At 28.3% G+C, this 11,936-nt stretch carries 13 protein-coding genes and 1 pseudogene; 12 read left to right on the forward strand and 2 right to left on the reverse strand.

Features of this window, described 5'->3' with window-relative positions; all coding sequences use genetic code 11:
- Position 1: 1 nt before the first annotated feature.
- Genes CQA69_RS00545 through aat form a run of 12 tightly spaced genes read left to right on the forward strand, consistent with a single transcriptional unit; the run spans position 2 to position 10,987 of the window.
- A complete protein-coding gene (locus CQA69_RS00545) occupies positions 2-883 on the forward strand; it encodes an aspartate carbamoyltransferase catalytic subunit (RefSeq protein ID WP_137619894.1) in 882 nt (293 codons plus the stop codon).
- 9 nt (positions 884-892) lie between these two features.
- Positions 893-2,605, forward strand: a complete 1,713-nt coding sequence (locus CQA69_RS00550; RefSeq protein ID WP_137619895.1) for a M3 family oligoendopeptidase — start codon at positions 893-895, stop codon at positions 2,603-2,605.
- 4 nt (positions 2,606-2,609) lie between these two features.
- Complete coding sequence (locus tag CQA69_RS00555; RefSeq protein WP_137619896.1) at positions 2,610-3,050, forward strand: hypothetical protein; 441 nt, start codon at positions 2,610-2,612, stop codon at positions 3,048-3,050.
- The gene (locus CQA69_RS00560) at positions 3,047-5,089 is read left to right on the forward strand and encodes an ATP-dependent helicase (protein WP_137619897.1); all 2,043 of its coding nucleotides are present in this window, start codon (positions 3,047-3,049) and stop codon (positions 5,087-5,089) included. The genes CQA69_RS00555 and CQA69_RS00560 overlap by 4 nt, the downstream gene beginning before the upstream one ends.
- Positions 5,086-5,904, forward strand: coding sequence for a tRNA pseudouridine(55) synthase TruB (truB, locus tag CQA69_RS00565; protein WP_137619898.1), 819 nt, complete (start codon positions 5,086-5,088; stop codon positions 5,902-5,904). Before CQA69_RS00560 ends, truB begins: the two co-directional genes overlap by 4 nt.
- On the forward strand, positions 5,898-6,125 hold the full coding sequence (csrA, locus tag CQA69_RS00570) for a carbon storage regulator CsrA (protein WP_137619899.1): 228 nt from the start codon (positions 5,898-5,900) through the stop codon (positions 6,123-6,125). Before truB ends, csrA begins: the two co-directional genes overlap by 7 nt.
- The gene (locus tag CQA69_RS00575) at positions 6,122-6,886 is read left to right on the forward strand and encodes a 4-(cytidine 5'-diphospho)-2-C-methyl-D-erythritol kinase (RefSeq protein ID WP_137619900.1); all 765 of its coding nucleotides are present in this window, start codon (positions 6,122-6,124) and stop codon (positions 6,884-6,886) included. Before csrA ends, CQA69_RS00575 begins: the two co-directional genes overlap by 4 nt.
- Positions 6,883-7,350, forward strand: coding sequence for an SsrA-binding protein SmpB (gene smpB / locus CQA69_RS00580; RefSeq protein ID WP_137619901.1), 468 nt, complete (start codon positions 6,883-6,885; stop codon positions 7,348-7,350). The genes CQA69_RS00575 and smpB overlap by 4 nt, the downstream gene beginning before the upstream one ends.
- Positions 7,347-7,949 (forward strand): TlpA disulfide reductase family protein, encoded by a 603-nt coding sequence (locus tag CQA69_RS00585; protein ID WP_137619902.1) that lies wholly within the window; start codon positions 7,347-7,349, stop codon positions 7,947-7,949. Before smpB ends, CQA69_RS00585 begins: the two co-directional genes overlap by 4 nt.
- Positions 7,949-8,239 carry an ATP-dependent Clp protease adaptor ClpS gene (locus CQA69_RS00590; protein ID WP_137619903.1) on the forward strand — a complete coding sequence of 97 codons (291 nt, stop codon included), beginning with the start codon at positions 7,949-7,951 and terminating at the stop codon, positions 8,237-8,239. The genes CQA69_RS00585 and CQA69_RS00590 overlap by 1 nt, the downstream gene beginning before the upstream one ends.
- A complete protein-coding gene (locus CQA69_RS00595; RefSeq protein WP_137619904.1) occupies positions 8,236-10,359 on the forward strand; it encodes an AAA family ATPase in 2,124 nt (707 codons plus the stop codon). Before CQA69_RS00590 ends, CQA69_RS00595 begins: the two co-directional genes overlap by 4 nt.
- Complete coding sequence (gene aat / locus CQA69_RS00600) at positions 10,334-10,987, forward strand: leucyl/phenylalanyl-tRNA--protein transferase (protein ID WP_137619905.1); 654 nt, start codon at positions 10,334-10,336, stop codon at positions 10,985-10,987. Before CQA69_RS00595 ends, aat begins: the two co-directional genes overlap by 26 nt.
- Before the next feature lie 192 nt (positions 10,988-11,179).
- On the opposite strand, the pseudogene CQA69_RS09345 reads toward aat, so the two are convergent.
- Both CQA69_RS09345 and CQA69_RS09350 read right to left on the reverse strand, forming a co-directional pair.
- A pseudogene (locus tag CQA69_RS09345) lies at positions 11,180-11,343 on the reverse strand (methyl-accepting chemotaxis protein); the annotation flags it as partial.
- Positions 11,344-11,423: 80 nt separating this feature from the next.
- Positions 11,424-11,918 (reverse strand): PAS domain-containing protein, encoded by a 495-nt coding sequence (locus CQA69_RS09350; RefSeq protein ID WP_407924060.1) that lies wholly within the window; start codon positions 11,916-11,918, stop codon positions 11,424-11,426.
- Positions 11,919-11,936 lie beyond the last annotated feature (18 nt).

Here is an 11,936-nt window from a genome sequence, read left to right on the forward strand (position 1 = left end):
AATGAGACATCTTATTACAACAAAAGATTTTCACAAAAATGAAATCATAGAGCTTTTCAAGGAAGCTAAAGAATTTTTAGACGAAAAACCTAGAGATTTTCTTAAAGAAAAAAGCATCACAACTATTTTTTTTGAAAATTCAACTCGAACCCATTCATCTTTTGAAACTGCCGCAAAAAGACTTGGAGCAAAAGTGTTGCGTTTAGATGTTTCAAAGTCAAGCTCGAGTAAAGGAGAAACACTTTACGATACAGCTGCAAATTTAGATGCTATGAGTCCAAATGCTATTATTATAAGACACGCAAATTCTGGCGTACCACAAATTTTAGCTTCGCGTATGCATTGTCCAGTTGTAAATGGTGGAGATGGTAAACACTCTCATCCCACTCAAGCCTTACTTGATCTTTTTACAATTTATGAACACTTTCAAGGAAATACTGAAGGTAAAAAAATTTTAATCGTTGGAGATATTAAAAATTCTCGCGTAGCTTCTTCAAATATCGAACTTCTTAGTCAATTTGGACTCGATATAACTTTGGTTGCTCCGCCTCATTTTATGCCAAATTCTTCACTACGCAAATCCTATCACTTAAACAAAGAATTAATTGAAAATACAGATATTATTATGAGTCTAAGAACTCAAGTTGAAAGACATGAAAAAATGATTTATGCTTCTTTAAAAGATTACGCTAATGATTTTTGTATTAATTCCAAACTCATACAAGATAAAAAACTTATTTTACTTCATCCAGGTCCAGTTAATAGAAATATCGATATTAGCGATGAAGTTATGAAAGACCAAAGAGCTTTAATTTTAAAGCAAGTCAAAAACGGTGTCGCAATTAGAATGGCTGTTTTAAAAAAACTCATTTTAGAAAACTAAGGAAAAATAATGACTCAATGGGATCTTAGCATACTTTTTCAAAGCGAAAAAGAATTAGAAAATCAAACATCTCAATGTATATACGAAACAGAAATATTCAAAAAAAAATATGAAAATAAACTAGAACTATTAAATCAAGATGAATTTTTAAATGCTCTTAAAATGTATGAAAATTTAAATTTAAACCTTTCTAAAATTATGACTTATGCTTATTTATGTTTTGCTAAAGATACAAGCAAGGGTTCTTTTTATGCTAAATATGAACAAGAATGTCAAAAAGCAGAAGAAAATTTGTTATTTTTTGAACTTGAATTTTGCAAAATAAACGAAGAAAAAGCGAAAGAATTTATAGCATTTTGTCAAGATTATAGTTTTTATCTTTCCAATTTACTCAAGAATAAAACTTATAATCTAAGTCAAAAAGAAGAACGTATTATGCTCTATATGTCTAATACCGGAGCACATGCCTTTAGTAGGCTTTTTGATGAAAGTATGAGTTCTTTAAAGGTGTCTTTTGATGATCAAAAATTAAGCGAAGAGGAAATTTTAAGCAAATTATATGATAATGATAGAAAAATAAGAAAAAAAGCCGCTAAAAAATTTACAAAAGCCTTAAGTAAAAATATAAATCTACTCACATTTATATTTAATATGATTAAAACAGAACTTGGCAATATTTGTAAATTACGTGGTTATGAAGATGCAGAAACACCAAGGCATCTAAACAATCAAATTTCCAAGCAAAGTGTTGATGCGCTTATAAAAACGGCTCAAAAAAATTTTTCTCTTGTATCTCGTTTTTACAAAAGAAAAAAACAAATTTTAGGGTTTAACCAATTAAAAGATTATGATCGCTATGCTCCTATTGGCAAAGAAGCAAATTTTAGTTTTAACGAGAGTAAAAAAATTATTTTAGAAGCTTTTTACGATTTCTCGCCTATCTTCGGAGATATAGCTAAGGAAGCCTTTGAAAAGGGTTGGATTGATGCATATCCTCAGGATAAAAAGCAAGGAGGAGCATTTTCGCATTCTGCTACGCCAGATTCACATCCTTTTATTTTGCTAAACTATACCAATAAAAGAAGAGATCTCTTTACTCTTGCTCACGAATTAGGACATACCATACATCAAAAATTATCTTACAATGTATCTTTTTTAAACCAAAATACACCACTTACAACCGCAGAAACCGCTTCGGTTTTTGCTGAAATGCTAGTTTTTGATTATGTGAAAAATAAACTCAAAAAAGAAGAACTCATCGCACTCTATGCGGCAAAAATTGAAGATATTTTTGCTACTCTTTATAGACAAATCAATTTTACCTGCTTTGAAAGACGTGTTCATAGTCATAAGCACGAATTGAGCACTGAAGAAATCTCTAAAATTTGGATGGAAGAATCTCAACAAATGTTTAAAGAAAGTGTAAATTTGACTAAAAATTATGCACTTTGGTGGAGTTATATTCCACATTTTATCCATAGTCCATTTTATTGTTATGCTTATGCTTATGCGCAACTTTTAGTACTTACACTTTATGGACTTTATAAAAGAAAAAGCAATCAAAACTTTAAAGAACTTTATATAAAAATGCTTTCACTTGGCGGAAGCGTAAGTCCAAAAGAGCTCGTATCAATGTTTGGTTTTGATATAGAAAGTGAAGATTTTTGGAAAATTGGTATAATTGAAATTGAAAAAATTATTGATGAATTTATGGAGCTATAAAATTATGATAGAGAAAATTTTAGAAAATGGAAATTTTATAAGACTCATGCAAGAAAACTGCTATAAAGTACTTCAAAATTTAATCCAAAATAATATAGAATTTTCTATAGTAACCAATACACAATTTGTAGATTTTAATCCTATTTTGCCGCCTAATTTAGATGTAAAAAAAAATCCTTATGCTCTTTTTGTTTTGGGAGGATATACTTTTAGCTCTATAGAATTGGAAAAAGATTTCATACAATTTCACGCTGGATTTGGTCCTGATAATTTTGACAGCTATGTTAAAGTTGATCTTGGAGCCATCACTCAAATCCAAGTAGAAAATAGTGTTATCTTTGTTAATTTTAGCTTTTATAAACGTAAAAATGAAAAAGAAAAATTGCAAAAATCTAAAAATATTTTTTTTAAAAATCCAAAAAATTTAGATATTTTTAAAAAATGAATTTATTTAAAGATTTAAATCCCAGTCAAAAAGAAGCAGCTTCTCATATTGATGGAGCTATGCTGATTTTAGCAGGTGCAGGTAGTGGCAAAACCAAAACCATCACGACTCGCCTTGCTTATCTTATCAAAGAAGTAGGAATTTCACCTTCAAATACACTCACTCTTACTTTTACCAATAAAGCTGCAAGTGTAATGAAATCACGTGCTCTATCTTTGATAAATAGTAATGCTAATCCCTTATTATGCACTTTTCATAAATTTGGACTTATGTTTTTAAGAATGCATATTGAAAAACTTAACCGAAAAAATGATTTTATTGTTATAGATAGCGATGATGCAAAAAAAATTTTAAAAGAAATGGTTGATGATTCCAAAGAAAATATCTCTACTATTTTACATTTTATCTCCACTTGTAAAAATATGGCTAAAAATCCTGATGAAATTTTAAAAGATTTAAAAACTATAGAAAATTCAAATAAAATTTATGCGAAATATTATCAAAAATATCAAGATTATCTTGTAAAATATAATTTTGTTGATTTTGATGATTTATTACTTTTATCCTATCAAATTTTGGAAAATGATTTAGAATTTGCCAAAACTCAAAGCAATATTTATCAATATATCACAGTTGACGAATACCAAGATACCAATACTTTGCAGTATAAAATTTTAAAAAAACTTTGCAGCTCCCATGAAAATATTTGCGTTGTGGGAGATGATGATCAAAGTATTTATGGATGGAGGGGCGCTAAAATAGAAAATATTTTAAATTTTCAAAGCCAATTTAATAACGTCAAACTAGTGAAATTAGAACAAAATTATCGCTCCGTGGGATCGATTTTAAATGCTGCAAATATCTTAATTGAACACAATAAAAAAAGATTAGGCAAAACTTTAGTTTGCACTAAAGATCACGGAGAAGAAATAAAACTACTTTATAGTGATGATGAAAAAAAAGAAAGCAATAGCATCTGTAAAAAAATCAAAGAATTGCTTAGTAACAATACCCCTGCAAATGAAATCGCTATTTTGTTTCGAGTTAATGCACTCTCGCGCGCTATCGAAGAAGCTTTCATGCGTGAAAAAATTGCCTATAAATTGCTTAGCGGTATGCGTTTTTATGAAAGATTAGAAATTAAAGATTTAATCGCTTATTTACGCTTTCTTGCTCATACCAATGATGATTTTTCACTAAAACGCATTATCAATCGTCCAAAAAGAAGTATAGGAGAAAGCAGCGTTAAAAAATTTGAAGAATATGCCAAAAAAGAAAAAATTTCTCTTTTTGAGGCATTATGCAATCCCAATATTATCAGCTCAAAAAAAACAAATCGTGAAATACAAAAATTTATCCACATTATCCATGAATTATTGGAATGTAAAAATTTAAAACAACTTATTGGTCAATTTGAAGAAAAAATTAAATTGAAAGATTTTTATAAAGAGCAAATCGATGCGGAAGATAGAGTTGCTAATATTTGCGAATTTTATGCCAATCTTAATGATAAAATCAAACAAGATGAAGATCTTAAATTGAATGATTTTTTAAATGAGATTTCGCTTTTAGGCGATCAAGATAATTTAGATGGTAATTGTGTTTATATTATGAGTATCCACGCAAGTAAAGGTTTGGAATTTGATCATGTTTTTATCATAGGTCTTGAAGAAGGTTTTTTTCCAGTGGATAATTCAGACATAGAAGAAGAAAGACGCCTTGCTTATGTTGCCATAACAAGAGCAAAAAAGCAACTTCATTTAAGCGTTTCTAACTCAAGATTTTATCGCGGATCAAGAACTAAACTTTTTCCTAGTAGATTTTTAGAAGAAAGCAAACTTAGTCAAAATAAATCTCCTTATTTTATTTCTCAAAAAAATACATCAAATTATCAAAAAGGAGATTTGGTAAAACATAAAATTTTTGGTATAGGAAGAATTACAGGTGTTATTAAAAATGGCAAAGAAGAAAGGTTAAAGATCAATTTTGGCGGCATAGAACGCACCATTTTATCAAGTTTTGTAGAAGGTGTAGTGTGAATAGAATTTTTGTTGCTTTTAAACCCGCAGAAATAAGCTCTAATCATTTTTTAAACCAACTGAAAAAAAAATATAATACTAAAAAAGCTGGATACTCTGGAACTCTTGATCCTTTTGCAAAAGGAGTTCTAATAGTCGCTTTTGGGCAATACACCAAACTTTTTCAATTTTTAAAAAAAACTCCAAAAATTTATCGAGCAACCCTATGGTTTGGTGCAAAATCTTTAAGCCTTGACAATAAAAACATACAAGAGATAAATATTCTTAATACTTTCAGTCTTGAATTCTTAGAACAAATCAAAAATGAACTTTTAGGTTCTATTAGCTATACTCCCCCTCAATTTAGTGCTAAAAAAATTAATGGACAAAGAGCTTATATGTTTGCAAAAAAAGGAGAAAATGTAAAATTAAAATCTTGCATAATGGAAATTTTTTCTTGTAAAATTTTGCACTACAATCACCCCTTTTTAAAACTTGAATTGAGTGTGAGTGAAGGTGCTTATATTAGATCTTATTGTGAGCTTTTTGCTAAAAAATTAGGTATTAATGCTACCTTAAGCTCATTAGAGCGTATAAAAGAAGGAAAATTTGTTTACAATAACGAAAAAAAATTAAATGTTTTAGAATATCTTGATCTAAAACCTAATTTTATTTGGGATTTAAGCAAACTTGAAAATGGCTCTAAATTAAACTTAGATGATCTTAAATACCAAGATAGTGGAAATTATTATATAGAAAATGAAAAATATTTTAGCATTATTAATATTAAGGAAAATAAGGTAAAATATCTTTTAAATAAGGTTGAAAAATGTTAATATTATCAAGAAAAGAAAATGAAAGTATTATTATCGGCGAAGGCATAGAAATTAAAGTGGTTCAAACTGGAAAAGGTTATGCAAAAATAGGTATTGATGCGCCTAAGTCATTGATGATTTTAAGAAAAGAATTAATGACTCAAATTAAAAATGAAAATTTGCATTCTGTTGTAGAAAATGACGTAAGACTGGATGACTTAAGTAAAAAATTAATCCGATGAAAGCATACGCTAAGGCAAATATTTTTTTAAAACTTATTGGTTTAGATTCTCGAAAATACCATCTTTTAAGCTCCCGTTTTATCTTGCTTGAAGAATTTTATGACGAGCTTTGCTTAAGTGATGAAAAAACTCAAGAAGGTTTTGAGATCATTAGCGATTTTCGCTGCAAAGATAATATTATAAAAAAAGCTTATTGCTTATTATGTGATTATGGTTACCAAAAAAAACTTGAAGAATTGTTTCAAAATAAAAGCTTAAAACTCATAAAAAATATTCCAACTGGGGCAGGTCTTGGAGGAGGAAGTAGCGACTGTGCTACTTTTTTGGTTATGATGAATGAAATTTTAAATTTAAAATTATCTATTCAAGAATTGATTGCTTTAAGCACTAAGCTAGGAAGTGATATTGCTTTTTTTTTAAGTGGATTTAAGTCTGCTAATGTAAGTGGTTGTGGAGAAATTATAAATGTCTTTGAAGATGAAATTCCAAATATCAATTGGATTTTTCCACAAATTTTTTGCAATACAAGCAAAGTTTATAAGGAGTTTGATAAAAAAAAATGTGATTTTAATCTTAATATTAAACAAGCTAAAATATATGAAAATTTAAGTACCAAAGAACTCCTTCAAGAATATAAAAACACAGAACTTAATGATTTATTTACTCCTTGTGTATCTTTATATCCTAAAATGTCAAATTATTTACAAAATAATTATTTTTTAAGTGGAAGCGGAAGTAGTGTTTTTAAGGTTGATAGGTGAAAATTATTGCTAGAAATAAAAAAGCTTTATTTAACTATAGCATTATAGAACGTTTTGAAACTGGTATTGTTCTTAAAGGTAGCGAAGTGGTAGCATTGCGTGCAGGAAGAGCGAATTTAAAGGATTCTTTTGTTCGTATCATCAAAGGAGAACTTTTTCTTTTAAATGCTCATATCGCTCTACTAAACACAACCCATGCTTTTTATAAACATGAAGAAAGAGGAGCTAGAAAACTATTGATGCATAGAAAACAAATCGATAAGCTTTTTGGAAAGGTAAGTATAGAAGGTTATACACTTGTTATGCTCGATCTTTATTTTAATGCAAAAAATAAAATTAAAGGGACCTTAGCTTTGGTTAAAGGTAAAAATTTGCACGATAAACGCGAAACCTTAAAGAAAAAACAAGCCGATTTAGAAGCAAAGACGGCTTTAAAAAACATTAACAGGGGATTTTTAAAATGAAAAAAATCTTAATTTTATTTTTCACAAGTATAATTTTTTTCATAAGTGCTTGTTCGCACGAAGAAGAAATTCAAAATGATTATATGTTTGAAGAATACCATAAAGGAGATAAAATCATCTTAAATAGTGTCAATGGGGGAACAAAAACTCTCATTCGCACAGATAAAGGATTTGTCGTTGAAGGAGAAGAAAATAAAGTTTTGATGATTGATTTTTTTGGAACTTTTTGTGCCCCTTGCAAAGAAGAAGCTTTAAATCTTAGTAAACTTTGGAAAAATAATGCAAATAAATTTATTATCATAGGTTTAACACATTTTGAAGATGTTAGTGATGATGTTGTAAAAAAATTTGCTAATGATTATGGAGCTTATTATTTTTTAAGCAATAGCTCTCAAAATAATCGTATTATTGCTCAAATTTTAAAAGATATAAATTACCAAAGTATGGAACAATTACCTTTTAAAGTTGTTATGAAAAATGGAATTTATCAAAATCTTAGTGATTATTGGAACAATAATACTCCTACAAATTTTTATCTTGGAAAAATTCCAACTGAGTTAATCCAAAATGATTTAAATAGAATTTATAAAGAAAAATAATGCCAAAAACTAAAACTTTAGAAAAAAATAAACTTCAAGAACCAAAAATGTTTAAAGTTATACTCTTAAATGACGATGTAACAACTATGGATTTTGTAATAGAAGTTTTAATGAATATTTTTTATCACGATTTTGAAACCGCAAGTAAAATAATGCTTGAAGTCCATTTAAATGGTAGCGGAGTATGCGGAATTTATACTCAAGAAATAGCACTCTCAAAGCAAAAAAAAGTTTTTGACGCAGCAAAAATAGCAAATTTTCCATTAAGAGTTAGAGTAGAAGAAGAATGAAATATCAAGAAAATTTACAAAAATATCTAGACAATGCTAAACATTTAAGTTTAATCAATAAACACGAATTCGTAACTTGTGAACATTTACTTTTTGCTATATTAAAACTTAGTTCTGATTTTCAAGAAATTTTTAAAGAATTATCCGAAAAAGATTTGGAACTTTTAGAAAATGAACTTAAAAACTATATAGCAAAAAATAATCAAGTTATAAATCAAGAAATTACTCCTGTAAATTCTATTGTTTTAGATGAAATTTTAGCTTCAAATAACTATAATGAAATGAAAATTATCGATTTTTTAGAAAAACTCTTACATGATGAAAGAACAATATCAAGCTACTTGTTAAAAAAATATGACATTAGCTTAGAAAAATTGGAATACCTTAAACAAAATACTCAAACAGAAATTCTAAAATCTTATACAAGCAATTTAACGCTTTTAGCAGAACAAGGAAAAATAGATCCATTAATTGGTCGCAAATTTGAACTTGAAAGAATATTGCAAATTTTATCTCGTCGCAAAAAAAACAATCCCATTTTAGTCGGAGAAGCTGGAGTTGGTAAAACAGCTATTATTGAAGGACTTGCTCTTGCTATTACAGAAAAAAAGGTTCCTAAAAATTTACAAAATGCTAAAATTTTTAGCTTAGATATGACTGGAATACTATCTGGAACCAAATACAGAGGAGATTTTGAAAAACGTATAAAAGAAATTTTAGACGAACTCAATAAAATTCCTAATGCAATTTTATTTATAGATGAAATTCACACTATAGTTGGAGCAGGTGCAACTGGAGAATCGCATACAGATTTTTCAAATTTATTAAAACCTGCACTCAGTAATGGTAGCTTAAAATGCATAGGTGCCACAACTTATATGGAATACAAAAATACTTTTGACAAAAATAAACCTTTAAGTCGTCGCTTTGCCAAAATTAATGTAGATGAACCAAGTCAAGAAGAAGCTTTTCAAATTTTACAAGGACTAAAAACCAAATATGAAAATTTCCACAAAATTAAATTAAATGATGAAATTTTAAAACAAGCCGTTGCTTGGGGTAAAAAATTTTTTAACGATAAATATTTACCTGATAGTGCTATAGATCTTATCGATGAACTTGGGGCTTCTTTTGCACTTAATCCGAAAAATAAACAAAATGCAACTATTAAAGATTTAGAGCAAGTGTTATCCAAGATGACCCATCATCATAAAATGTTTGAATTTGATCAGAATAAAGCTTTAATTAATTTAAATAAAAATCTAAAAACAAAAATTTTTGGACAAGATGAAATCATCGATAAATTAGTAGCTACCTTAAAACAAAGTTTTGCAGGATTTAAAAATTCTAATACTCCAAGAGGAATATTTTTATTTACAGGCTCTAGTGGAGTTGGAAAAACAGAACTTTGCAAAGCCTTAGCAGAACTTTTAGGGCTTAATTTAGAACGCTTTGATATGAGCGAATATGCTGAAAAACACGCTCTTAGCAAATTGATAGGTTCTCCTGCTGGCTATGTTGGCTATGAAAATGGCGGTCTTTTAAGTAATGCTATACGGAAAAATCCTTTCAGCTTGGTGCTTTTTGATGAAATAGAAAAGGCTCATCCTGATTTAAGCAATACATTTTTGCAAATATTTGATAACGCCGAACTTACGGATAATAGTGGGCTTAAAATAGATTTTAAAAATACTATTATTATAATGACATCCAACCTAGGCTTAAAAGAAAGCAATGAATTAGGTTTTTTAAGCAAAAACGAAACTAAAAGCGACCGAGCTATAAAAGATTTTTTTGCTCCTGAATTTATTAATAGAATAGATAAAATACTGCATTTTAATGATTTAAACGATGAAATATTATCAAAAATAGTACAAAAAGAACTAGATGAAATTTCTTTAAATTTAAAAAATATTAAAATTACTGCCGATGAAAAAACTAAAATTTATCTAGCTAAAAAAGCTTACAATAAAGAATTTGGCGTAAGATTACTCAAACGTATTATTTGCGAGGAAATTGGAGAAAAAATCAGCAATGAAATTCTTTTTGGAAAGCTTAAAAAAGGCGGAATAGTTAAGATCAAACTCAAAAAAAATGGACAACTCGAATTTATATTCTAAACTTCTTAAAGCTCCTAAGGACGCTCCTGTTTTCTTAAGTCCAAAATTAGAAGCAGATTTTATTTTAAAAGCTTATCGTTTTGGGCTTTTTCCATGGACAAGCAACCCAGTTACTTGGTGGTGTCCAGATCCTAGATGTGTATTAGAACCTAAAGAAATTCATATACAAAAAAATATGAAAAAATTTCTAAATCTTTATGAGATAAGGCTTGATTATGATTTTTTAAAACTCATCGCTTCTTGCAAAAATGCACGTCTTCAAAGTTGGATTGATGATGATTTTATACAAGCTTATAATGAACTTTTTAAACAAGGATATGTGCATACTTTAGAGCTTTACGATCAAAATGAATTTGTAGGTGGAATTTATGGCTTGATTATAGGAAAAGTTTTCTTTGGTGAAAGTATGGTTAGTCTTAAAAAAAATGTTTCTAAAATCGCTATGATAAAACTTTGCGAATTGTTAATACCTTATGATTTTATTATAGATTGTCAAATTTATAATAAACATCTAGATTTTATGGGTGCAAAAAATATTCCTAGAAAACAATTTTTAGACATAATACAAGAAAAATGTGATCAAAAGAGCGGATTTAAAGAATTTAAAAATTTATTTAACGATATTTAAGAGTCAATAAGTGTAAATCTGCACTTATGACATTGCTTTAGTAACTTCAGCAGAGCTTTTACGAATTTTTTCCATACACTCTCTTGCTTCTTTTGCAAGTTCAACACTTTAGCTTACATCTTTTAAACCATCTCTAATACTTTCAACAACTTGAGAAGTCATGTTACGAATAGAATTAATAGTTGAAGTAATTTCATTCCGTTCTTTCAGCCAAATTTCTAACCTCATCTGCCACAACAGTAAACCCTCGTCCATGTTCTTCTGCGCGTGCAGCTTCTATAGCAGCATTTATTAAAGCGAGTAAATTAGTTTGATCCACTAATTGTTTGAATAATCGATTTAATTTCATCTGATTGCTGGTTCAAAGATGAAACAAGGTTTGAATTTTGTGACATCATATTAGAAATATTTTGAACATTTAAAACAGTATTTTCAATTACACTATGCCTTCTTGGGTTAATTTATCATTCTCTTCTGCAAGCTCGCTAATAAGGCGTAATTTTTCTTGATCTCTTTTTACTTGTTCACTAATATCTGTAGCAAATTTAATTACCTTATAAATTTTTCCATCATCATTTCTTACCGGATTATAACTTGCTTCTAAATATACCTTTTTATTACTTTTACCATACCTTATATATTTATCTGATTGAAATTTACCATCTCTTAAATCTTCCCAAAATTGAAGATAATCTTTAGAATTACTATACGCCAAATCACAAAACATACTATGATGCTTACCTTTGATTTCATTAAGAGAATATTTCATAGTATCTAAAAAATTTCTATTTGCGTCTAATATAATACCATCTTCATTAGATTCAATTACAGCCATAGTATTACTAATAGATCTTAAAATATCTTCAAGACTATTACATTTCTTTTCAAGCTGCTCTGCAATTAATTTAATATTATTTTTTTGATTAAACATAATTTTAATCCCCCCCCC

It is taken from the genome of Campylobacter estrildidarum, assembly GCF_005406205.1.
In the GTDB taxonomy this organism is placed as follows: domain Bacteria; phylum Campylobacterota; class Campylobacteria; order Campylobacterales; family Campylobacteraceae; genus Campylobacter_D; species Campylobacter_D estrildidarum.